Origin of the sequence: Lysinibacillus sp. FSL K6-0057 (assembly GCF_038630885.1) — a bacterium.
Classification (GTDB): Bacteria; Bacillota; Bacilli; order Bacillales_A; family Planococcaceae; genus Lysinibacillus; species Lysinibacillus fusiformis_F.
The window spans coordinates 1,235,270-1,260,433 of the sequence record NZ_CP152047.1; the positions used below are offsets into that span (position 1 = coordinate 1,235,270).

Sequence of the window (25,164 nt, forward strand, 5' to 3'; positions counted from 1 at the left end):
GGAAAAAATAAATGAAAAAGGATTTTCTCCCAATTGCGGTGGAAAATCCTTTTTTTGAAATATTCAAGTTCTACATGTGATGATTCGCTACATATATAGAATGGATTGCAGAAGAAGGTGAAATAGATGGCAGTTAGTAAGAGGAAAAAAGTTACTAAAAGTAAATCGACAACGGAAAAAAAAGAAATGCATCCGCTTATGTACGAAATTTTAGGACTGCTTTTAATTGCATTAGCAGTCATTATGATTTTTGAATACGGCATGATCGGGCGTATTCTACAAACAATCGCCATGTTTCTTTTAGGTAATTTACATTTTGCTGTTCCATTTATGCTTATATTTATTGCATTATTAATGATGATTGGCCGTAAAAAAATAGGAATAAAGGATCGATTAGTACTTGGCATGTTCCTCATCGTTATGAGCTTAACGATTTTTAGTCATGGCATATTATTTGAACAACTATCCAAATCAGGTGGCCTACTATCTGATTCTGTGCTACGTGAATCGTGGCGAATTTTGATTAATACAGATGGCATACTTCATCGTAGTAATGCGCTTGGTGGTGGGATGCTTGGTGCCCTATTATTTAGTGGGCTTCATGTGTTGTTTGAAGCCTCGGGGGCGAAAGTTGTTGCTTGGGTTATTTTCTTTATTGGATTAATTCTTGTCACGGGTAAAGCATTGATGCCTTATTTAGCAGAAAAAACGCCAGATCTATTTGGCAAATGGAAAAAAAAGCACCGTGATAAGAAAAAAAATACACCGAAAAAACCAAATAATCGTCGTTCGAGAGTAGAGAGTGGGGATGAGGTAGCAGCTGTTAATCAATCTATAGATATGCCTGAACAAGAAGAGGAAATGCCTCATGAGCCGATTATCTCTGCTTTTACACAGAACGTGTCACAGGAAAGAGAAGTGTTTGATACGCCTCACATGGTGGAAAATGAACTAGAAGAAGCAACGGATGATGTCCGGATTCAGGGTACAGATGCAGTAGAAAATGCAGACTATCAGCTTCCATCTTATAGTCTATTGCAATTACCACCACAACATGATCAAAGTGGTGAATATTCAGTGATTCAAGCGAATGCCAAAAAGCTTGAGCAAACATTACAAAGCTTTGGAGTAAAGGCAAAGGTGACACAAGTGCATTTAGGTCCGGCCGTCACGAAATATGAAATTTTACCAGATATCGGTGTGAAAGTAAGTAAAATTGTCAATTTGCAAGATGATCTTGCATTAGCATTGGCGGCTAAAGATATTCGGATGGAAGCCCCAATTCCTGGGAAATCCGCGATTGGTATTGAAGTACCTAACAGTGAGGTAGCCATTGTAACACTTCGTGAGGTATTAGAATCGAAGGATAGTGCGAAGCCTGAAGCATTATTACAAGTAGCATTTGGTCGTGACATAACAGGACAAGCTGTACTAGCGGAACTCAATAAAATGCCACATTTACTTGTAGCTGGTTCAACAGGTAGTGGGAAAAGTGTTTGTATAAATGGCATTGTTGTATCCATACTAATGCGTACAAAACCGCATGAAGTAAAGCTCATGATGATCGACCCAAAAATGGTAGAATTAAACGTTTATAATGGCATACCGCACTTATTAGCGCCTGTCGTAACGGATGCCCGCAAAGCTTCGCAAGCACTGAAAAAAGTGGTGTCTGAAATGGAACGTCGCTATGATTTGTTTTCTCATACAGGTACAAGAAATATTGAGGGCTATAATGCACATGTACAAAAGGTTAATGAACAAACAGAAGAAAAGCATCCAAAGCTACCTTATATTGTAGTGATTGTAGATGAGTTAGCGGATTTGATGATGGTCGCATCAAGTGATGTAGAGGATTCGATTACACGATTAGCTCAAATGGCACGTGCAGCGGGAATCCATTTGATTATTGCAACGCAAAGACCAAGTGTAGATGTTTTAACAGGTGTCATTAAAGCTAATATTCCATCGCGAATTGCTTTTGCAGTTTCTTCAGCTATTGATTCGAGAACGATTTTAGATATGGGCGGAGCAGAACGATTACTTGGTCGCGGAGATATGTTATTTTTACCAGCAGGTGCATCGAAACCAAAACGGGTACAAGGAGCCTTTTTATCGGATCAAGAGGTTGAGGCTGTTGTGAATTTTGTTATAGAACAGCAAAAAGCTCAGTATCAGGAGGAGATGATACCGACTGAAGAAGAAACCATATTAGAAGAAACCGATGATTTATATGATGAAGCGGTTCAATTAGTTGTCAATATGCAAACAGCATCTGTCTCTATGCTTCAACGTCGCTTCCGTATTGGGTATTCAAGAGCTGCACGTATTGTTGATCAGATGGAGCAACGCGGTATTGTCGGGCCACCAGAGGGTAGTAAACCTCGTCAAGTACTTGTTCACCAATACGATAACTAAAACTCGATAATGGTGAGAGCAATTGTATTTTTGTCCAAAAATTTGCAAATAAAATAAAGAAAGAATGAATTCTATAACAGATTTTACTCAAAACTGTTTATTTCATTCTGCAAAAATGTTATATTTATGAACGATTAGTAGGAATGTTGTACATCAGATGTCTGATCTCTGATTTTGGTGGTGATATATGTGACTATTAAAGCAGATCATCGTCATCTCTATCTTCAAGTAATCGATCGTTTAAAATCTGACATTGAGGCTGGCATTTTTAAAGAAAATGAAAAGCTGCCTTCAGAATTTGAATTATCGAAATCACTAGGAGTCAGTCGAGCAACACTTAGAGAAGCACTTCGACTGTTGGAAGAGGAAAATGTGATTGTGCGCCGACATGGGGTAGGGACTTTTGTCAACCCTAAGCCGTTGTTTACATCAGGCATCGAGCATTTATCAAGCATTTCTTCAATGATTGAGACAGCAGGTATGGAGCCGGGTTCGCGTTTTTTAAAAGCAACTGAGCACGTACCTTCTGAGGAAGATTTAAAACGCTTCCAAAGTGATGGCGAAGATAAAATACTCACGATTGAACGTGTCAGAACAGCAGATGGTGAGCCAGTAGTATACTGCATAGACAGGCTACCCGCAAGCTTCCTGCCTACTGACTTTGTCGAAAAAAAAGAAGTTTCACTGTTCTCTGCACTTGAACAATCTGGCAAAATTCATGTAGCTTATGCCGTAACTTATATTGATCCAGTTGGGTATCATGAACAAGCCTCACCGATTTTAAATTGTGGACGTGAGACAGCTCTTTTAGTGTTAAAGCAATTGCATTACGACGATCATGATCAAGTAGTGCTCTATTCAAAAAATTATTTCCGAGCTGATAAATTCAGCTTCCATGTAGTTCGTAAACGGGTGTAGAACATTTCTAAATTTTTTCCTGCTAATTACAATACCTTTGGGGGGTTAATTAAATGAAAAAACGTAAATTTGGTTTAGTATTAACATCAGTATTAGCGGCAAGTGCTATTTTAGGTGCTTGTGGTACGAAAGACGACGAAAAGCCAGCGAAAGAAAATGACAATGCTTCAGGTGGCGAAAGCACAGAAGAAGCTTTCTCAGTAGCAATGGTTACTGACGTAGGTGGCGTTGATGACAAATCATTCAACCAATCTGCATGGGAAGGTGTACAAGCTTACGGTAAAGAGCACGGTTTATCAAAAGGTGATGGTGGTTTTGACTACCTACAATCAGCTTCAGATGCTGACTATGAAACAAACTTAAACAACTTAGTTCGTCGTGACTTTAACTTAGTATTTGGTATCGGGTTCATGATGGCTGATGCAATTGATGCAATTGCTTCTGAAAATCCAGATAACCACTTTGCATTAATCGATGCTGAAGTAGAAGCAGACAACGTAGTAAATGTACTGTTCAAAGAGCAAGAAGGTGCTTTCTTAGCAGGTGTTGCTGCAGCGAAAACATCTAAAACAGGTAAAATCGGCTTCGTAGGTGGCGTTGATATTCCAGTTATTAACCGTTTCCACGCTGGTTTCGTTGAAGGGGCTAAAGCAGTAAACCCAGATATCGATATTCAAGTAAAATATACTGGTGCGTTTGATAAAGCAGATCTTGGTAAAATTACAGCGAACAGTATGTATTCTTCAGGTGTAGATGTAATCTTCCACGCTGCTGGTGCAACGGGTAACGGTGTATTCTCTGAAGCAAAAGAGCGTAAAGCGAAAGATCCAAATGCAGATGTATGGGTTATCGGTGTAGATGCTGACCAATACGAAGAAGGTAAAATTGACGATAAAACAAACGTTACATTAACTTCTATGTTAAAAGGTGTTAATACAGCAGTAGTAGATATTTCAAATAGAGCAAAAAATGGTGATTTCCCAGGTGGAGAAACACTTGTTTACGGTTTAGCTGAAGATGGTGTTAAACTTGCGGATTCTCGCGGTGCGATTCCAGAAGATGTACAAAAAGTAATCGACGAATATAAAGAGAAAATTGCTAAGGGTGAAATCAAAGTTCCTGAAAAAGTGGAAAAATAATTCATCTTTTGATCATCATAAGGGACTTCTAGAAGGACCTTATGATGATTTTTCAATCTATCGTTGTATTTAGATTATTTGCAATACTCTATTTAACTAGATTTATATGAAACTTATAGAGGTAGTAATTATGAGTATGGTAACAAGTTAATAGAAGAAAGGTTTCTAACGATGACCTTTCCTGTATTAATTTAGCAAAACACCTACCTCTATAGGTGGGATATTAAATCGGTCAAATAAAATATATAGCCTCTGGTAGAAATTTAATTACTGGACGTATGGCTTGTCTGTACCATCAATCATGTAGCAGCAGATACTATACGCTAAGGCGAAAATACTTAATAATAGTGCCTATTAAGGGAGTGACAAATTTGGATTATGTGATTGAAATGCTAGGAATCCGTAAAGAATTCGGTAATTTCGTGGCGAATAATAATATCACCCTCCAACTGAAACAAGGCGAGATTCATGCATTGCTAGGTGAAAATGGTGCAGGTAAATCGACTTTGATGAACGTACTTTTTGGTTTGTATCAACCAGAGGGTGGCGAAATTCGTGTACGTGGGAAGGCTGTAAAAATTACAAACCCGAATATTGCCAATGATTTAGGGATTGGCATGGTGCATCAACATTTTATGTTGGTAGAGAACTTTACGGTAACAGAAAATATCATTTTAGGCACTGAGCCTACTAAAATGGGAATTGTTAATATAAAAGATGCAGCTAAGAAAGTACAAGCACTTTCTGAAAAGTATGGATTAGATGTTGATCCAAATGCCAAAATCGAGGACATCACGGTTGGTATGCAACAACGTGTTGAGATTTTAAAAACATTGTATCGTGGTGCTGAAATTTTAATTTTTGATGAACCAACTGCATCATTAACACCACAAGAAATTACTGAATTAATTCAAATAATGCGTCGGCTTATTGCAGAAGGTAAATCCATTATTTTAATTACGCATAAGCTAAAAGAAATTATGGAAGTTTCAGATCGTGTAACGATTATCCGCAAGGGAGAAGGGATTGGCACTGTTGTAACCGCTGCCACAAATCCTGAACAGCTTGCTGAAATGATGGTTGGCCGTCAAGTTGAATTTAAAACGGAAAAAACGGATGCGAAACCAACTGACGAAGTGCTAGCGGTTGAGAACTTGGTTGTTACGGATTATCGAAATATTGATAAAGTAAAAGGTCTTAATTTAAATGTTCGTAAAGGTGAAATCGTAGGTATTGCTGGGATTGATGGTAATGGTCAATCTGAGCTAATTGAGGCCATTACAGGTCTACGTAAAATCAAAAGTGGTAAAGTCAAGCTGAATGGTAAAGATATTACAAACATGAAGCCTCGTAAAATTACTGAGGAAGGCGTAGGGCATATCCCACAAGACCGTCATAAGCATGGTTTAGTTTTAGATTTCCCGATTGGTCATAATATTGCTTTGCAAACATATTACCAATCTCCAATCGCGAAGGGCTTTGTCATGGACTATAAAAAAGTGTCAGAGAAAGCTCGCCAAATTATTAGTGAGTACGATGTGCGTACAGGTAATGGGGAAATGACGCCAGCTCGTGCATTATCTGGTGGTAACCAACAAAAAGCTATTATTGGTCGTGAAATTGATCGTAACCCTGATCTATTAATTGCTGCTCTACCAACACGAGGACTTGATGTAGGAGCTATTGAATTCATTCACTCGCGCCTAATTGAGCAACGTGATAAAGGAAAAGCCGTTTTGTTAATCTCATTTGAATTAGATGAGGTTATGAATGTTTCGGATCGAATTGCGGTTATTTATGATGGACAAATAGTCGATGAGTTAAATCCAAAAGAAACGACAGAACAAGAGCTAGGCTTACTAATGGCAGGGCAAAGTAAAAAAAATAACAAGCGTGATGCGAAGGAGGGGAACGACTAATGTCAAATCGTGTCATTAATTTACTCGTTCCTATCATCTCTATCATTATCGGTTTAATTGTAGGAGCTATCGTTATGGTAGTCAGCGGCTATGACCCAGTACAAGGTTATATCGCTCTTTGGACAGGTATTTTTGGAGACTCATATTCTATTGGGAACACAATTCGTCAAATTACACCATATATTTTGGCAGGTCTTGCAGTAGCATTTGCTTTCCGTACGGGTCTGTTCAATATCGGTGTTGAAGGTCAGCTGATTTTAGGTTGGCTAGCAGCAGCTTGGGTAGGATATGCTTTTGAATTACCTAAAGTCATTCACTTACCGTTGGCATTGCTTGCTGCAGCAGCTGCAGGTGCATTTTGGGCCTTTATTGCAGGTTTCTTAAAAGCGAAATTTAAAGTTCATGAAGTTATTGCGACAATTATGCTAAACTACACAGCGCTTTATATCGCAAACGCAGTGATTAAAAAATTGTCCGATGGCAGCTTTAAAACAGAACGTATCCATGAATCTGCTTCATTGCGTTCTCCGTTTTTAAGAGAGCTTACAGACAATTCAAGTCTTCACTATGGGATCATTGTTGCACTTTTAATGGTAGCTGTAATGTGGTTCATTTTAGAAAAAACAACACGTGGCTATGAGCTAAAAGCAGTAGGTTTTAACAAAAATGCTGCTGATTATGCGGGTATGAGTGTTAATAAAAATATTATTTTAGCTATGACGATTTCAGGTATGTTTGCAGGTCTAGGTGGGGCGATGGAAGCTTTAGGTACGTTCCAAAACGCATCCATTAAACCTGGTTTCACAGGAATTGGTTTTGATGGTATTGCCGTTGCGCTACTTGGTGCCAATACACCACTTGGGGTAGTGTTTGGGGCATCACTGTTCGGTTCTTTAAAATATGGTGCATTAAATATGCCAAATGCTGCAGGTATTCCAGAAGAAATCGTATCGATTATCATTGCATTGATTATCTTCTTCGTCGCATCAGGCTATATTATTCGAGTGGGCTTACAGAAGCTGAGCAAGAAAAAGGAGGGACAATAACATGAGCTTTTTAGAAATGTTATATTTCATCATCCCTTCAGCGATTCTTTATGCAACACCGTTGATTTTTACGGCCATCGGTGGGGTGTTCTCTGAACGCTCTGGTGTTGTCAACATCGGGCTAGAAGGCTTAATGATTGTTGGTGCTTTTGTTGGTATTTTTGTCAATTTAGAATTCGCTTCATCATTAGGTGCAGCAACAGTCTGGGTAGCTATGTTAGCAGCTGTTGTGATTGGTGCAATTTTCTCACTTTTCCATGCGGTTGCTTCTATTTCATTCCGTGCCGATCAAACGGTATCAGGGGTAGCGATCAACCTACTGGGCTTGGCTGCTACAGTATTCTTAGTAAAAATGATTTATGATAAAGGTCAAACAGATATGATTGACCAACCGATTCGTCGCTTTGGTATCCCTTACTTAGAGGATATTCCATTCTTCGGTCGTTTATTGTTCCATGATGTTTACAGCACATCTATTTTAGCGTTTGCAGTAGCATTTGGAGCATGGTTTATTATCTATAAAACGCCATTCGGTTTGCGTTTACGTGCTGTAGGTGAACACCCAATGGCAGCAGATACAATGGGTATTAATGTAAATAAAATGCGCTATATTGCAGTGATGATTTCTGGGGCATTGGGTGGTCTTGGTGGTGCAGTTTACGCGCAAACAATTACACACGATTTCTCACACGCAACAATTGCAGGTCAAGGTTTCATGGCCATTGCTGCAATGATTTTCGGGAAGTGGCATCCAATTGGAGCGCTAGGTGCAGCCTTATTCTTTGGTTTAGCGCAAACATTAAGTATTGCAGGGAATCAAATTCCGCTAATCGAGAATGTACCAGCAGTTTATCTGCAAATTTTACCATATGTCTTGACAATCCTTGCTTTAGCAGGCTTTATTGGTAAAGCAAATGCACCAAAAGCGAGTGGACAACCTTATATTAAAGGTAAACGCTAAGAAAAGAATTTCAAGGACTGGGCAAGCTATGCTCAGTCCTTTTTATATATAATTGGCGTATTTTTTAATTTTTCCCATACATACTTTGGATTCCTTTTGCAATTATAGACAATAGACATGTATAGTATGTGTAGTACATCGTTATATTAAGAAGGATAGGAGGGTTTCATATGTTTAAAACAATACCTTTTGCAAAAGGTGTCAATTTGCATATCCGACAAACGACCCAATTTAAAACCGTAAATTTTTCAATTAAATGGAGAAGAGCATTAACGGCTAAAAGTGCATCAGAACGTACAGTATTAACAAATGTACTGCAGCACAGTAATGCTAAATATAAGACGACTGCTGCTTTTCGAAGCTTTTTAGATGACTTGTATGGTACAGTTTTGTATTTTGATACATCGAAGCGAGGAAATGAACATACGGTACTAATGAATGTAGAGACTGTGAATGATCATTATCTAGCGAATACGAGTGTCTTAAACGAGGTTCTTGGTTTATTGCATACAGCCATTTTTGAACCTAATTTAGAAAATGGTGTCTTTAAGGAATCTATTGTAGAACGTGAGAAAAAAACTGTCATTCAACGTATTGAATCTATTTTTGATGATAAATCTCGTTTTGCTCAATTCCGTCTCCAACAAATCCTGAGACCAAATGAACCTGCATCGATTTCAGCCAATGGTAGTGTCGAAGAAATTCAAAAGATTACACCTGCCTCTTTATTTGAGGCTTATGAATCTATGCTAGCTAACGACAAAATCGATATTTATGTTGCTGGAGACATTAATGAAGAAGAAATTGTAGCGAAATTAAAAAAAGCGCTACCATTTAATGATCGTACACCTGAAGAAGTTCCAGCAATACTCCCACAACAACATCCTGACAATGACTATGTAAGAGAACAGCATGAAATGAAACAAGGTAAACTTCATATAGGCTTTAGCACACCTGTCAGATTTGGTGATGCGGATTTTGCTAAAATGCAGATTTTTAATGGCGTCTTTGGTGGATACCCTCATGCCAAATTGTTTATGAATGTTCGGGAAAAAGAGAGCCTTGCTTATTACGCTTCTAGTTCCTATGCATCGCATTACGGTCTTGTTTTTGTTGTATCTGGTATTGAAGCTAAAAATGAAGAAAAAGCACTGTCATTAATAAAAGAACAACTTGCCGTCATACAGACTGGAAATATTACAGATTTAGAACTAGAGCAAACAAAGGCTATGCTGACGAATCAGCTAAAAGAATCCTTAGATTCTGCACGAGGACAAATCGAAATTTTTGACCAATATAAAGATTTACCTGAGGAATTCTCGGTTGAAGCCTGGGCAAATAAGTGGAAAGCTGTAACAAAGGAAGATGTTGTTGCAATGGCAAAGCAAGTGCAGCTTGAAGCGGTCTATTTCTTATGTGGGAAGGAGCAAGCCGCACAATGAAAACAATAGAATTTAAACAATTAGATGAAACACTTTACTATGAAAAGCTAGACAATGGCTTAGATGTTTATATTTTGCCGAAAAAGGGCTTTTCTAAAACATTTGTTACATTTACAACAAAGTACGGCTCTGTCGATCGTACGTTTGTGCCAATTGGTGAAACGGAAAGTATTACTGTACCAGATGGTATTGCACACTTTTTAGAGCATAAAATGTTCGAAAAAGAGGATGGGGATGTTTTCCAAAAGTTTAGCGAGTACGGTGCTTCTGCCAATGCATTTACATCGTTTACACGTACGGCTTATTTATTTTCATCTACTGACAATATTTATAAAAGTACAGAAACTTTATTGAATTTTGTCCAAGAACCATACTTTACAGAAGCTACTGTCAACAAAGAAAAAGGAATTATTGGGCAAGAAATTACAATGTACGATGATCAACCAGATTGGCGTCTATATTTTGGCACGATCGAAAATATGTATCATCATCACCCTGTAAAAATTGATATCGCCGGTACGATTGAATCGATTGATGGCATTACTGCGGAGCATTTATATACGTGCTACAACACGTTTTATCATCCTTCGAATATGTTGTTATTTGTAATTGGTGCTGTAGAACCAGAGGAAATGATGACGTTTATTCGTGACAATCAAGGCAAGAAAGAGTTCCCAGAGCCAGCGCCAATTCAACGTTTCTTTGATACAGAACCAACAGAGGTAGCGGTGAAAGAACGTACATTAAATATGGATGTTCAAAAACCGAAAATTTATGTTGGCTTAAAAGCGAAAGACACTAATTTATCTGGTCAGGACATGTTAAAGCATGAGTTATCGGTTCAGATTGCGCTTGAACTTATTTTTGGACGTACCTCTGATTTTTATGAACGTGTTTATGAGGAAGGTTTAATCGATGAGACATATGCTTTTGATTTCACCTTAGAAAATGGCTTTGGGTTTGCCATGATTGGTTCAGATTCAGCAGAGCCTGATAAATTGGCAAAAACAATCATGGACGAATTAGCAAAATATGAAGGAAATAGCCAATTTGATCGTGCTGGTTTGGATCGTATAAAACGCAAAAAAATTGGTTTCTTCCTACGTGCACTTAATTCGATTGAGTTTATCGCAAACCAATTCACACGATATTCCTTTAATGACATGAATTTATTTGATGTAGTACCTGTACTTGAGACATTAACCGTTGAAGATTTACAAAAAGCATTTGCCTCTATCCAAGGTGAAACGCAGCAAACAGTCTTTAAAATTCTGCCAAGTAAGCAGGCTAAACAGTGAAAAAGTTTGCCCTTGTTTTAGGTGCATCAGGTGATATCGGTCATGCCATTTGTCAAAGCTTAGCTGAGGACGGCTGGTCCATCTATATACATTATTCAAACAACCAAAAAGCGGCACAGAGATTATGTGAAATGCTTTCCGAAAATTTCCCTGCACAAGAGTTTATGCTTGTACAGGGGGATTTTTCAATCGTTAATGGAGCAGAAATGGTAGCAGCGCAAATTTTTAATGTGCAGGCTATTGTTTTTGCCAATGGTCAAGCCCATTATTCATTGCTGGAAGATACGACAGTGGGGGATATGGATGCTTTATGGCGTGTTCATGTTCAAAATCCCATGCGGCTGACAGCTTTACTTTCTGGAAAACTTCGCAAGCATGATGTGAGCTATGTCTTATTTATCGGCTCCATTTGGGGAGAGGCTGGTTCAGCAGGAGAGGCACTTTATGCAACTGTTAAGGGTGCGCAACATGCTTTTGTCAAATCCTATGCAAAAGAAGCGGCATTATCTCGGATTAGAGTGAATGCTATTGCTCCTGGCTTTATAAATACCTCCATGAACAGCCATCTAAGTCAAGAAGAGCTTCAATACATTTTGGACGATATTCCACTAGGCTCCATTGGACAAACAAAGGATGTAGCTGAAATGGTCCGTTTTTATTTGTCTGGTAAAGCCGATTATGTGACAGGACAAATCGTACGATTAAATGGTGGTTGGTACATATAATATTCTCTTTTGCACATACTACATGTGAAAAGGAGGAGGAAATATGACCATTTTAGAAAACTGGCAAAAATGGACATCGTTTTTAGGGCAAAACGTTATGCAAGCTGAATCAAGTGGTATGCCGAAGAAAATGATTAAAACGGCTGCTGTCCAAATTGGGGAATATTTAGCGACAAATGTCGACCCTAAAAACGAACAAGAGCGAGTGCTGTCGGATTTATGGGGCGTTGCCTCTGAAGATGAAAAACATGCATTAGCGAATTGTGTCATTAAGCTCGTACAAAATAAGCATGTGCAGTAAATAAAAGAGGAGAGCCAATCTCCTCTTTTTGCTATACAAAAAGTTATTTTTCTGTGAAAACGGGAACGTATGTAAGCCTATTTAACAGGCATCAAAAAAAATTAGCAAATTACGCTGTAATTCCATGTATTCTAACTTTCCATTACATAAAAAATCAGCTATGATGGAACTTATAAAGGATTTTTTACGTTAACTAATAGGAAGGGAACGAGTGTGTTGAGCGATTGGTACTTTGAATATGAAATTCAGGTGAATCGCCCTGGATTATTAGGAGATATTGCTTCACTTTTAGGGATGCTTCGTGTCAATATTATATCAATAAATGGTGTAGATGAGGATCGACGTGGTATGTTAGTGCATACAGACAATGATGAGGCAATTGAGCGTTTTCGTACAATTGTTTCGACAATGGAACATATTAACGTAACCAAATTTCGACAACCAAAACTTCGTGACCGTTTAGCCATTAGGCATGGTCGTTATATTCCTCGAGATGCAGACGAAAAAAACACATTCCATTTCGTAAGAGACGAACTAGGTATTTTAGTCGACTTTATGGCAGAACTCTTTAAAAAAGAGGGACATAAGCTGATTGGTATTCGTGGCATGCCGCGTGTTGGAAAAACTGAATCCATAGTAGCCGCGAGTGTCTGTGCCAATAAAAAGTGGATCTTTTTATCGTCTACAATGATTAAGCAAACAGTTCGTAATAAGCTTGTGGGAGATGAATTTAGTCGTAACAATATTTTTATTCTAGATGGTATTGTGACTCGGCGTTCATCTGATGAGAAACATTTGCAATTAGTACGTGAAATGATGAATATGCCTTGTATCAAAGTTGTAGAGCATCCAGATATGTTTGTTCAGCATTCAGAATATAAAATAGAGGATTTTGATTATATCATTGAACTGCGTCATCACACTGATGAAGAAATTACTTATGAAATAATGGAAAAAAATCATATGTCCGAATCCGATTCTTTTGGAGGATTTAATTTTTAATTTGATGTTAAAGTAGGTGTTATTAGTGGCAGAATTAGGGACTCGACTGAAAGAGGCGAGACTGTCTAAAGGCTACAGCTTAGACGATTTACAAGAAATAACGAAAATCCAAAAACGTTATTTAGTAGGAATTGAAGAGGGCAATTATTCCATTATGCCTGGTTCGTTTTATGTACGAGCTTTTATTAAACAATATGCAGAAGCTGTTGGTTTGGACGCGGAAGAAATTTTAGAGACATATAAAAAAGAACTACCGAGCACTCCAAACGATCAAGTAAGTCAATCGATGACGAATAGTCCTAGCAGAAGAAAAGTAACGAAAGGCCCTTCGAATAAAATGATGGAGGCTATGCCCAAAATCATTGTTGCTTTATTTATTGTAGTCATTATTGTGGCTATATGGGTGCTATGGCAATCAAAAAACAGTCCAGGGACAAGCGAAGAAAACAATTCTACTCCTGAGATGGAATATGACACAAATGTCAAACCAATTGATAGTGAGAAGGATAAAAAAGAACAAGAAACTAAAGATGCACAGAAAAATGATAAAGAAGATACAAACTCTACAGAAGAAACACCAACTGATGAAGATGACACTGATCAAACCGAAGAGATGAAGCAAACAATTTCCGCAGGTACTGTTGAAGCAGATGGAGCGACAACTTCGTATATGTTAACAGGTACGGATACAATGAAACTTAAAATCGAAGTATCAGGCCCTACATTTGTTGGTATTCGCAATCAACAGCAACAAGAAATATTAACAGATACGCGTGTCTATAATGCCGGGGAAGTAATTGAATTTGACGCCTCAACACAAAACTATGTTCGTATTCGTCTCGGTAATTCAACGCAAGCTAAAATTTATATTAATGACGAACTTCTAACGTATGCACAACAAATTGTAACGCAAAATATCGTCATCAATTTCAATAAAGAACAGTAGTCATCACATGATGACTACTTTCTTTCATCATGAAAGGTGTTAGAAAAATGAACATTCCAAATAAAATTACCATCTCTCGAATCTTGCTTATTCCATTCTTTGTCATTGTTATGATGTTTGATTTTGGCTGGGGAACATTATCACTTTTTGGTGCAGAGATGCCAATCCATCATTTTATAGGCGCACTTATTTTTATCTTGGCTTCAACAACCGATTGGGTGGATGGTTATTATGCACGTAAGTATAATCTTGTGACTACATTTGGGAAATTTTTAGATCCCTTAGCTGACAAATTACTAGTTTCAGCAGCCTTCATTTTAATGGTAGAACTTAATATGGCACCTGCCTGGGTGATTATCATTATTATTAGCCGTGAATTTGCCGTAACGGGCTTACGTCTGATTTTGGCAGGTGGGGGAGAAGTCGTTGCTGCCAATCAGCTTGGTAAAATTAAAACTTGGGCACAAATTGTAGCGATTGCTGCTGCTCTTTTACACAACACAATCTTTACATTGGTTGGTATTCCATTTGATACAATCATGCTCTATATTGCATTGTTCTTTACACTTTGGTCTGGGTGGGATTACTTCTATCTAAATCGACGTGTGTTACTTGAGTCTAAATAAGAAAGGTCTTGGGATCATGAATGCTGAAATTCTTGCGGTTGGCTCAGAACTATTATTAGGTCAAATTACGAATACAAATGCGAGATTTATCTCAAGTCAATTATCCGAGCTAGGCATAAACGTTTTTTATCACACCGTAGTTGGTGATAATGCGAAACGTCTAGAACAAGCTATCGAAGTGGCAGAGTCTCGTGCAGATCTTATTATTTTTTCGGGAGGACTTGGACCTACGAAAGATGATTTAACAAAGGAAACGATTGCACGTCATCTTGGAGTTTCTCTTGAGTTTGATGAAGTAGCATTAACATATATTGAGCAATTTTTTGCTAAACGAGGACGTCCAATGACGGAAAATAATCGTAAACAGGCATTAATTTTAGCTGGAAGTGAAGTACTAGCCAATCACCATGGAATGGCTCCAGGTATGATCTTCACAAAAAATGATTGCACTTATATTTTATTACCAGGACCTCCAAAAGAGTTAGAACCAATGTTTCAATTTGAGGCTAAACCTAAACTGGCTGCGATGCTTAATGATGGAGGGATCATTGCATCACATGTTATGCGTTTTTATGGAATTGGTGAGGCCGAGCTTGAAGTACAAGTTCAAGATATTTTAGATGCACAAACTAATCCAACAGTTGCCCCACTGGCTTCTGATGGAGAGGTAACGTTACGCGTAACAGCCAAAGCCGCAACAGAGCAGCAAGCCGGGCAGCTTATTGCGGCAAAGGTTGCAGAGATACAGGCACTTGTTGGTGATTATCAATATGGTGTAGATGATGATTCTCTTGCCTCAAAAACGGTTGAAATGCTACTGGATAATGAGCTAACAATTGCGGCTGCAGAAAGTTTAACAGCTGGGTTATTTCAATCTGAGCTTGCGGAAATTCCAGGAGTAGGAAATGCGCTTATAGGAGGCGTTGTTACCTATGCAGCTGATGCGAAAGTAAAACAGCTAGGCATATCACAGCAATTAATTGATACACATGGTGTTGTGAGTGCTGAGTGTGCAGCGGCAATGGCAAGCGCTGTTCGTAAGAAATTTGCTACAAATATTGGGATTGGTCTTACTGGAGAAGCAGGTCCTACAGCGCATGATCATCAGCCAGTAGGTACGGTTTGGATTGGTATTGCCATCGATGATGAGGAGCCACTTACCTATTTACTTCATTTATCAGGCATGCGGAATACGAATCGACTCCGTGCGGTGAAATTTACATGCCATTATTTAATGCAACTTTTAGAAGAACGTGGCTATACAAAACGTTATTAAATAGAGTAGGGCATAGGAATTTGGGTAGAGGAAAACTATCCAAATTTTTATTTTGGAGAAAAATCGAATAAACGTTCGCTTTTTTCTTGCGTGTTTTCTCAAAAACAAGTATAGTAGAGATAGATAAAAACAGTGAACAGTTTTCGAAGGAGGAAAATGAATGAGTGATCGTAAAGCAGCCTTAGAACAGGCTCTAAAACAAATTGAAAAGAATTTTGGTAAAGGTTCCATCATGAAACTCGGTGAAAAAACCGATTTAGAAATTGCAACATCTTCAAGTGGTTCACTAGCACTTGATGCTGCATTAGGAGTGGGTGGATATCCACGTGGACGTATCATTGAAGTATATGGTCCCGAATCATCTGGTAAAACAACAGTTGCTTTACATGCTATTGCTGAAGTACAGGCAACAGGTGGACAAGCAGCATTTATCGACGCGGAGCATGCATTAGACCCAATCTATGCACAAAAATTAGGTGTCAATATTGATGAGCTATTATTATCACAGCCCGACACAGGTGAGCAAGCACTTGAAATCGCAGAAGCATTAGTGCGTAGTGGTGCTATTGATATTATCGTTATTGACTCTGTTGCTGCCTTAGTGCCAAAAGCTGAAATTGAAGGGGATATGGGTGACTCTCATGTCGGCTTACAAGCACGTTTAATGTCTCAAGCTTTACGTAAACTTTCAGGTGCGATTAATAAATCAAAAACAATTGCTATTTTCATTAACCAAATTCGTGAAAAAATTGGTGTCATGTTCGGTAATCCAGAAACAACACCAGGTGGACGTGCGCTTAAATTCTACAGCTCTGTCCGTTTAGAAGTGCGTCGTGCAGAAGCTATTAAACAAGGTAATGATATTGTTGGTAACCGTACTAAAATTAAAATTGTTAAAAATAAAGTAGCACCACCTTTCCGTACAGCTGAGGTAGATATTATGTATGGAGAAGGAATTTCTAAAGAAGGCGAAACAGTGGATTTAGGCGTGGAATTAGACATTGTGCAAAAAAGTGGTTCTTGGTATGCATATGGTGACGAGCGCTTAGGTCAAGGACGAGAAAATGCTAAACAGTATTTAAAAGAAAATGTTGCTGTTCAGGAAGATATAGCAAATAAAATTCGAGCTTCTTATGGTATTGCGGCTTCTTCTTATACAATTGCTGCACATGATGAAGAAGAGATGGATGAAGAATTAATGTCACTTCTTGAAGAAGAATAATCAACGACTGCATTGTTCCCACTTTATTGAGGGTACAATGCATTTTTTTGTCTATATTCTTAAATTTTTACACATAATAAGAGAGAGGCTAAATAATTCGGTGTTTATTTCCTATGTACTGTTTTTTTTATTAATTGTATTTAACATGAAAATTTTTCTAGTGAAATAGTAATAGGGGGAAAATTCACTGAATGGATAGTACTTACTTTTTTTGGCTAAAGTGGCGAACAGACGCCCGACTATCCTTGACAGAGCTTGAGGCTAGCTATACAATTAAATATGTATAATTTCTGAATTATGACTTTAAATAGGCAGTACATTTTATCTTCATTTAGCAAATGTTTTCTAGTGAAATGTCCTTTTAAATGGATGTCTAAACGCCTACTGGATGAAGATAATGCCTTTGGCCGATGAAACGGGTTTTGTACAAATTCTAACAAAATCTGGTGCATTATTGCTAGGGCGACATAGATGTATGCGCCGACTGAAACTGTAATACCCAAATAGCAAGAGGAGGTGTTCATATGGATGGAATTACTATCATCTCCGCTTTGCTTGGACTCATCGTTGGTGCCGCTGTTAGCTATATCTACATGAAAAAAGTGAATGACTCAAAAATCACTGGTGCTAAACATGTCGCTGAAACAATCGTTGAAGAAGGAAAACGAGAAGCGGAGGCAATGAAGAAAGAAGCACTACTTGAAGCCAAAGATGAAACTCACAAATTTCGTACTGAAGCTGAAAATGACATTCGTGAACGTCGTTTAGAACTTCAAAAACAAGAGAACCGTTTATTGCAAAGAGAAGAGAATCTTGATCGCAAAGATGATGCTCTAAATAAGAGAGAAGCTGGCTTAGAGCGCAAAGAACAAGCGCTAGCCGAAAGACAACAGCATATTGAACAGATGGAGAGCAAAGTGGACGAGCTCATGGCATCACAAAAAACAGAGCTAGAACGTATTTCTGCTTTAACTAGAGATGAAGCTAAATCAATTATCCTAAATGAAGTAGAAAAAGAGTTAGCAACTGATATTGCTGTGATGACGAAGGAAGCTGAAACACGTGCGAAAGAAGACTCGGATAAAAAAGCACGTGAAATTTTATCATTAGCACTACAACGCTTTGCTGCAGATCACGTAGCAGAAACAACTGTATCTGTTGTGAACCTGCCAAATGATGAAATGAAGGGTCGTATTATTGGTCGCGAAGGCCGTAATATCCGTACATTGGAAACGTTAACAGGAATTGATTTAATTATCGATGATACGCCAGAAGCGGTAATATTATCAGGCTTTGATCCAATTCGTCGTGAAACAGCTCGACTTGCACTTGAAAAACTTGTACAGGATGGCCGCATCCACCCAGCTCGCATTGAGGAAATGGTGGAAAAAGCTCGACGTGAAGTGGATGAACAAATCCGCGAAACAGGTGAGCAAACTACATTTGAAATTGGTATTCATAACTTACATCCGGATTTAATGAAAATTTTAGGCCGCATGAAATATCGTACAAGCTATGGACAAAACGTCCTAAAACATTCAATTGAAGTCGCACATTTGGCAGGATTACTTGCTGCTGAACTTGGTGAAGATGTAGCATTGGCTCGTCGTGCAGGCTTATTACATGATATTGGAAAAGCCATTGACCATGAAGTTGAAGGAAGCCATGTCGAAATCGGTGTGGAATTAGCAACGAAATATAAGGAACACCCAGTTGTTATTAATAGTATTGCTTCGCATCATGGTGATACTGAAGCAACATCTGTTATTGCGGTATTAGTCGCTGCAGCTGATGCATTATCAGCAGCTCGTCCAGGTGCACGAAGTGAAACACTTGAAAACTATATCCGCAGACTTGAAAAGTTAGAGGAAATCTCAGAAAGCTATGATGGCGTAGAAAAATCTTATGCTATTCAAGCTGGACGTGAAATTCGTATTATTGTACAACCTGAAAAAATTGATGATTTAGCATCCCATCGTCTTGCCCGTGATATTCGCAAACGTATTGAGGAAGAACTCGATTATCCGGGGCATATTAAAGTAACAGTCATTCGCGAAACACGTGCTGTGGAGTACGCGAAATAATATTGAAAGTTAGAGGTTTCTTTAGATTAACATCTAGAGAGCCTCTTTTTTATTAGAAGCAGAGTCATGTTTAAGGTACATCCATCATAAAAAAGAAGAAGGCTAAACTTTGATTAATGATGAAAGATGTGATGACCATGATAGATCTCCATGCACATATACTGAATGGTGTAGATGATGGGCCAAAAAATGAAATGGACTCCTTGAATTTGTTGAAGCAAGCTACAAGAGAAGGAATAACAGAGATTATATGTACATCTCATGCCATGCACCCACAATATCACGTTCCCTATAGAAAAGTAGCAGAGCAGGTAAAAGATTTACAACAATTGCTGCTACAGCATGAAATTCCAATTACACTCCATACTGGCCACGAAATTCGCTTACATGACGAACTTCCTGCATTACTTCAACAGCAGCAACTTCATACTTTAGCACAGTCAAACTACATCCTATTAGAACTACCATCTAGCACGATCCCCGCTTATACGCTTGAGATGATAAAGCAATTAAAGTCATCTGGCTATATACCAATTTTGGCTCACCCAGAGCGAAATTTTGCCATTCGGGAAAATCCAAAGAAACTGGATACGCTTATTCAACAAGGAGTATTCACACAATTGACGACAGGGAGTTTGATAGGTTCGTATGGTAAGGAGGTACAGCGTTTATCACTTGCTTTAGTGAGGGGGAATTACATTCATACGATTGCCTCTGATGCCCACGATACACAAAAAAGGAACTTCTGCTATCAAGCAGCTCTTCAATATCTGGAGAAAAAGAAAGAGGTAGATACGATTAATCGTCTATTAAATAATAATGCAAAGGTTTTAGCAAATAAGCCTTTTTTGCCACTTGAATTAGATGACATAACGCTAAAGAAACGATGGTATTTTTTTAAGATGTCTTTGTAGAATTGAGCGTGAGAACCACATGAAATTATTCTACACATTAATGTTCAGCTTATTAATTTTTATGAGCCTCATGCAGCCAGTTGCTGGTATTTTTCATAAATTATCTTTAGTAATTAGCTTGTTCATCATCATAGTTTCTGTTGTCCTACATAAAAAAATAATTGTTCAAAATGTACAAGCTAGTGTTTTCTTTAGTATGTATACCTTTTTTTGTGTCATAGCAGCTGGTGTGAATCAGGACATGGTTTTATTGAAAAACAGTCTACAATTAATGTGCCTATTTTTCGCTGTGTCCATTTTTTTTAATGACCTTGTGAAAGCGCATGTTTTAGAAATTGTTTTAAATAGTGTCCAAATCGCCTATATACCATTTTTAGTTTTATGCTTTCAACAAGCGAATTATATGTATGAAGCATTTGCAGGTGTATTTGAGAACCCAAATACAATGGGATTTTCAATGATTGATTTAATGATTGTTGTGTTGATGAGGCTATATGATGTGGCAATAAAGATGCTACATGGACAACAACAGATAAAAAATATATTGTCATTTCTGCTCTATACGATCATTTATTTAGTTGGAATGTATGTCATTCTGCTATCAAATGCACGTACTTCATTATTAACAGTTGCTTTTGCGACGGTTGTTGTCATTGTTTGTATTGTTAAAAGCATGAACAAAACCTTCCTGCCATTCATAAAGTTTGTCGCACTCTTTACAGCTGTAGGTGTAGGGCTGGTAATGGTGATGCTGAAAATGGATAGGATGCAAGTGGCAGTGCAAAGTATTCTATTAAAAATGGAGAGAAAGTCTACAAACATAACGGATGGTCGCCTTGAAATTTGGCAATATGTTTTAGAGCATTTTAATTTTTGGGGACATGGTGTCGAATCTTTGTGGTCTATAGGCGTTTCTCATGCACACAATACATTTATTAATATTTTACAGGAAGCGGGATTGCTTGCTCTCATTAGCTATAGCTTGTTTCTTTTGACCATTGCCAAAGGGTATCGCCAAATGAATGAACAACTGGTCGTATTTACAGGCTTAATTATAGTAGCTGTATTAGGCATTTCCACATTTGAAATTCTTTATTTCAATATGCTCCATATCCTTGTATTTGCTGTAAGTGGAAGCATACGAGATAAGGGCAAAATAGCAACTTTGTCTGAATAACCAATAGGCTTGTTTAATATACTTTATTAGCAATGTACACGATTTGCCTATTAGGAGGGGATCCATTTGTGAATGAAGAAATGACAATACAAAGTCTAGTAAAAGTACTGAGAAAACGCTGGTTCTTCATCCTAATGCTGATGGTTCTATCAATAGGCGTGGCGTTCTTGATAAGTTACTTTATTCAAACACCGATTTATGAAGCAGAAACACAATTATTAGTTAATCAAAAAAGCTATGAAAATCAGCAACTCATAGGGGCACAGAACGTTGATACGGATCTTCGGCTCATTAATACGTACAATGTGATTATTAAAAGCCCTGTTATTTTAGCGAAGGTTATTGATGTGCTGGAACTTAATATGACGCCTGAGGAATTAATGAAGCAAATTGAGGTTTCGAGTGCTAATAATTCCCAGGTTGTGAATATTCGTGTGCAGGATGAGAATGAAGAGAAAGCCGTAAAAATTGCCAATACGATTGCAGAAGTTTTTAAAGAAGAAATCCCTGTATTAATGCATGTAGACAATATTAATATTCTATTTGTTGCTCAAAATAGTGAGCACCCAGTTCCTGTCAAACCAAATAAAATGCTGAACCTCATTATAGCGGCTATTAGCGGTTTCAGTTTGGCAATGGTGCTTGCGTACTTTTTAGAAACGATTGATAGGACCATTAAAACAGAGCAAGATATCGAGGAAATCTTATCACTACCAGTGATTGGGATTGTTAGCAATATTGAATCACTTACTAGAAAAAAATCAAGAGTCAGGAGGTCAACATAGTGTTTTTCAAGAGAAAAACAAAAAAATCACCAATGGCTCGTAAACTAATTACTGTTTCAGATATGACGTCGATTCCTTCAGAACAATATCGAACAATCCGTGCAAATATTAAGTTTTCTCAACCTAATCAAGATGTGAAAACGATTTTAGTAACCTCATCTATTGCTGGTGAAGGAAAATCTACAAATGCTGCAAATATTGGTGTGGTATTTTCACAAGAGGGCAAAAGCGTGCTCATTGTCGATGCTGATATGCGGAAGCCTACGTTGCACTATACATTCTACCTTGACAATATTTTAGGGCTGTCCTCCGTATTATCACGGCAATCAGCAATACAGGAAGTTATTCAAGAAACCTTTGTTGAAGGGGTGGATATTATTTCAAGTGGACCGATTCCGCCCAATCCTACAGAGCTGTTAGCTTCAGAAACGATGACCAACTTCTTGACTGAAGTGAAAGCTATATACGATATTATTATTTTGGATGCACCACCATTGCTCTTTTTATCAGATGCACAAATTTTATCGAATAAATGTGATGGGACTCTTTTAATTGTCAATACAGGGGTAGTTGGAAAAGCAGCTGTTGTAAAGTCGAAATCAATCTTAACGGTTTCCAAAGCCAATATATTAGGGGTGATCTTGAATAATTATAAGATAAAAGGCAGTACGTATGAGCATTATTATGGAAAAGAATAAGGGTGAAAAATGGCATTGAAAAAGATTCTGCATATTATTCCAACAACAGATTTTGGTGGGATTACGACAATGATTGTAGATATTTGGACGAATACAAATAAATCATTGTACCACTTTGATTTCGTGTCTTTTAATAAGGGGCAATACCATGAAATGATAACCCAACAAGGCTCTAAGATATTTTACGAAAAATACATTACAGAGCAAGGTCCGCTCGCTTATATCAGGAATATTTATCGCATCCTAAAGCAACAACAGTATGACGCAGTTCACGACCACACAGGTTATCGAGCCGTATTTACATTACTGGCAGCACGATTAGCAGGCGTTCCATGCCGCGTATTACACAGTCATACGAATGTTGCAGAAGAGTGGAATAATAAAGTGATCTTAACTTTGTTAAAAAAACTCAGTGTTTTTAATGCAACAAAGTTAATAGCCTGTAGTAGAAAAGCGGGAGAGTTTTGCTTTGATAAGAAACCTTTTGAAGTAATCGCAAATCCAATTGAACTTCAAAAAATAGAATGTCTATCGCTAGAAGAGAAAAGACGTATGAAAGAAGAATTAGCGATACAAGATGGTGATTTAGTGTTAGGACATATTGGACGGTTTGTCCCCGTAAAAAATCATTCATTTTTAATTGAACTAGCTGCAAAATTAAAGCAACAAGGTATCCCGATAAAATTATTTCTAGTAGGTGACGGCCCTTTAGAACAAGACATCCAGCTTCTTGTCCAACAAAAAAACGTAGAGGAGTGTGTTCGATTTTTAGGGCAACGTACAGATATTCTCAAGCTTCTTCAACTCTTTGATAAGTTTCTTTTACCATCGCAATACGAAGGCTTTGGGATTGTCCTTTTAGAGGCACAAGTTTGTGGTACACCCGCTATTGTTTCTTCCACTTTACCAAGAGAAGTAGATCTAAATATGGGTTTATTGCATTATTTAGATCTGAATGGGGAGATGGATAGCTGGATTCAAGCCATTGTGACAAAAAATGTGAAAGTGGATCATCAAATGATTTGTGACAGTATCAAATGGAAAGGTCTTGATGCAGAAACGATTACAAACAAATTATGTGCCGTCTACATATAAAGAATATAAGTCGAAGGATGAGACTATTCAAAAGAAGATTAAAATTACTCATATCATCACCACCATCGGCCTTGGTGGAGCGGAAGCCATGCTTTATCGCCTCTTACAACACATGGATCGGGATGATTACGAGGTAGAGGTCATCTGTTTAACAGAGATGGGATCGTATGGGGAGCTTATAGAACAGCAATTAAACATCAAGGTATCGATATGCGATATGCGTAGCAATCGTGTAAGTGCATTATTGCATTGTTATCGATTATGTAGAGATAGCGATATTATTCAAACATGGATGTATCATGCTAATTTACTAGGGTATATTTTAGCAATCTTGCTAAAAAAGAAATTAATTTGGGGTATTCACCATAGTAATCTTAGTAAACAAGATAATAAACGTAGGACAATTTTTATTGCCAAGCTCTGTGCAAGATTGTCTAAACGTGTAGATGCCATTATTTCGTGTGGACCTAAGGTGAAGGAAATTCATGAAGCAATTGGCTATAGTAGTAAAAAGCATCGTGTTATTGTAAATGGTATTAATACAGATCTATATAAACCAAGCATGAAAAGGCAATATTTTGTAGAGCGATTTGATATCATCAATCAACCGATTTTATTGCATGTGGGTAGATGGGACCCATTAAAGGATTATGCGAATTTGATGGCAAGTTTAAATCATCTAAGACAGCAACGACAAGATTTTTATCTATTTTTAGTCGGCTATGAAATCGATCACTCGAATCGAGAATTACTGCAAATGATTAAGGACGCCCATTTAGAGCAGGTGACATTCTTATTAGGCAGTAGAGAGGATATGCCGCAGTTAATGGCAGCAGCAGATGTATTCGTTTTATCCTCAGTAGGAGAGGGACTACCGAATGTATTAGTGGAGGCTCTGGCTAGTGGTACATGTTGTGTCACAACAAATGTTGGGGATTGTGCCTATTTGGTCGGGAATAGTGGCGAGGTTGTAGCTGCTAAAGATGCAGAGGCTTTAGCAAGTGGGATTAATACGGCTTTAAATTACAGTTCACAGCAATATGCACAAAAAGCGAGTCTTGGTCGTGAACATGTTTTAGCAAACTTCCAAATTCAACAGGTCGTTGCGCAATACCAATCATTATATCCAGCGATTTTAAATGAAAGTCCATCCTAATTAATAGAAAGGTGTG

The 25,164-nt window shown here is 37.9% G+C and carries 22 protein-coding genes; all 22 read left to right on the forward strand.

Annotated features, from left to right (window positions below; all coding sequences use genetic code 11):
• Window positions 1–126 precede the first annotated feature (126 nt).
• The 22 genes from MHB40_RS05765 (at window position 127) to MHB40_RS05870 (ending at window position 25,148) form a co-directional block, all read left to right on the forward strand.
• Window positions 127–2,418: a DNA translocase FtsK gene (locus MHB40_RS05765; protein WP_342534091.1), complete on the forward strand. Its 2,292-nt coding sequence runs from the start codon at window positions 127–129 to the stop codon at window positions 2,416–2,418.
• A 189-nt stretch (window positions 2,419–2,607) separates the two neighbouring features.
• Window positions 2,608–3,336, forward strand: a complete 729-nt coding sequence (locus tag MHB40_RS05770) for a GntR family transcriptional regulator (RefSeq protein WP_205442014.1) — start codon at window positions 2,608–2,610, stop codon at window positions 3,334–3,336.
• Between the two features lie 53 nt (window positions 3,337–3,389).
• Window positions 3,390–4,475 carry a BMP family protein gene (locus MHB40_RS05775; protein ID WP_205442015.1) on the forward strand — a complete coding sequence of 362 codons (1,086 nt, stop codon included), beginning with the start codon at window positions 3,390–3,392 and terminating at the stop codon, window positions 4,473–4,475.
• A 371-nt stretch (window positions 4,476–4,846) separates the two neighbouring features.
• The gene (locus MHB40_RS05780; protein WP_342534092.1) at window positions 4,847–6,394 is read left to right on the forward strand and encodes an ABC transporter ATP-binding protein; all 1,548 of its coding nucleotides are present in this window, start codon (window positions 4,847–4,849) and stop codon (window positions 6,392–6,394) included.
• Window positions 6,394–7,440, forward strand: coding sequence for an ABC transporter permease (locus MHB40_RS05785; protein ID WP_342534093.1), 1,047 nt, complete (start codon window positions 6,394–6,396; stop codon window positions 7,438–7,440). The genes MHB40_RS05780 and MHB40_RS05785 overlap by 1 nt, the downstream gene beginning before the upstream one ends.
• A gap of 1 nt (window position 7,441) precedes the next feature.
• Window positions 7,442–8,401: an ABC transporter permease gene (locus tag MHB40_RS05790; RefSeq protein ID WP_205442018.1), complete on the forward strand. Its 960-nt coding sequence runs from the start codon at window positions 7,442–7,444 to the stop codon at window positions 8,399–8,401.
• A 170-nt stretch (window positions 8,402–8,571) separates the two neighbouring features.
• The gene (locus MHB40_RS05795) at window positions 8,572–9,843 is read left to right on the forward strand and encodes a pitrilysin family protein (protein ID WP_342534094.1); all 1,272 of its coding nucleotides are present in this window, start codon (window positions 8,572–8,574) and stop codon (window positions 9,841–9,843) included.
• Window positions 9,840–11,141 (forward strand): pitrilysin family protein, encoded by a 1,302-nt coding sequence (locus MHB40_RS05800; RefSeq protein WP_342534095.1) that lies wholly within the window; start codon window positions 9,840–9,842, stop codon window positions 11,139–11,141. Before MHB40_RS05795 ends, MHB40_RS05800 begins: the two co-directional genes overlap by 4 nt.
• Complete coding sequence (locus MHB40_RS05805; protein ID WP_342442726.1) at window positions 11,138–11,866, forward strand: SDR family oxidoreductase; 729 nt, start codon at window positions 11,138–11,140, stop codon at window positions 11,864–11,866. The genes MHB40_RS05800 and MHB40_RS05805 overlap by 4 nt, the downstream gene beginning before the upstream one ends.
• Before the next feature lie 43 nt (window positions 11,867–11,909).
• A complete protein-coding gene (locus MHB40_RS05810; RefSeq protein ID WP_342534096.1) occupies window positions 11,910–12,167 on the forward strand; it encodes a DUF3243 domain-containing protein in 258 nt (85 codons plus the stop codon).
• A 216-nt stretch (window positions 12,168–12,383) separates the two neighbouring features.
• On the forward strand, window positions 12,384–13,169 hold the full coding sequence (locus tag MHB40_RS05815; RefSeq protein WP_026023397.1) for a DUF3388 domain-containing protein: 786 nt from the start codon (window positions 12,384–12,386) through the stop codon (window positions 13,167–13,169).
• Window positions 13,170–13,185: 16 nt separating this feature from the next.
• The gene (locus MHB40_RS05820; RefSeq protein WP_342534097.1) at window positions 13,186–14,115 is read left to right on the forward strand and encodes a helix-turn-helix domain-containing protein; all 930 of its coding nucleotides are present in this window, start codon (window positions 13,186–13,188) and stop codon (window positions 14,113–14,115) included.
• A gap of 47 nt (window positions 14,116–14,162) precedes the next feature.
• Complete coding sequence (gene pgsA, locus MHB40_RS05825) at window positions 14,163–14,741, forward strand: CDP-diacylglycerol--glycerol-3-phosphate 3-phosphatidyltransferase (RefSeq protein ID WP_342534098.1); 579 nt, start codon at window positions 14,163–14,165, stop codon at window positions 14,739–14,741.
• 16 nt (window positions 14,742–14,757) lie between these two features.
• A complete protein-coding gene (locus MHB40_RS05830; RefSeq protein ID WP_342534750.1) occupies window positions 14,758–16,017 on the forward strand; it encodes a competence/damage-inducible protein A in 1,260 nt (419 codons plus the stop codon).
• 160 nt (window positions 16,018–16,177) lie between these two features.
• Entirely contained in the window at window positions 16,178–17,239 is a 1,062-nt protein-coding gene (gene recA / locus MHB40_RS05835; RefSeq protein ID WP_205442026.1) for a recombinase RecA, read from the forward strand.
• Between the two features lie 524 nt (window positions 17,240–17,763).
• Window positions 17,764–19,323 (forward strand): ribonuclease Y, encoded by a 1,560-nt coding sequence (gene rny / locus MHB40_RS05840; protein WP_205442027.1) that lies wholly within the window; start codon window positions 17,764–17,766, stop codon window positions 19,321–19,323.
• Between the two features lie 116 nt (window positions 19,324–19,439).
• A complete protein-coding gene (locus tag MHB40_RS05845; RefSeq protein ID WP_342534099.1) occupies window positions 19,440–20,237 on the forward strand; it encodes a CpsB/CapC family capsule biosynthesis tyrosine phosphatase in 798 nt (265 codons plus the stop codon).
• 19 nt (window positions 20,238–20,256) lie between these two features.
• Entirely contained in the window at window positions 20,257–21,414 is a 1,158-nt protein-coding gene (locus MHB40_RS05850) for an O-antigen ligase family protein (RefSeq protein ID WP_342534100.1), read from the forward strand.
• Between the two features lie 68 nt (window positions 21,415–21,482).
• Window positions 21,483–22,199, forward strand: a complete 717-nt coding sequence (locus MHB40_RS05855) for a Wzz/FepE/Etk N-terminal domain-containing protein (protein ID WP_342534101.1) — start codon at window positions 21,483–21,485, stop codon at window positions 22,197–22,199.
• Window positions 22,199–22,897, forward strand: a complete 699-nt coding sequence (locus MHB40_RS05860) for a CpsD/CapB family tyrosine-protein kinase (RefSeq protein ID WP_205442030.1) — start codon at window positions 22,199–22,201, stop codon at window positions 22,895–22,897. The genes MHB40_RS05855 and MHB40_RS05860 overlap by 1 nt, the downstream gene beginning before the upstream one ends.
• A 9-nt stretch (window positions 22,898–22,906) precedes the next feature.
• Window positions 22,907–23,992, forward strand: a complete 1,086-nt coding sequence (locus MHB40_RS05865; protein ID WP_342534102.1) for a glycosyltransferase — start codon at window positions 22,907–22,909, stop codon at window positions 23,990–23,992.
• Window positions 23,949–25,148, forward strand: coding sequence for a glycosyltransferase (locus tag MHB40_RS05870; protein WP_342534103.1), 1,200 nt, complete (start codon window positions 23,949–23,951; stop codon window positions 25,146–25,148). Before MHB40_RS05865 ends, MHB40_RS05870 begins: the two co-directional genes overlap by 44 nt.
• Window positions 25,149–25,164: the final 16 nt, after the last annotated feature.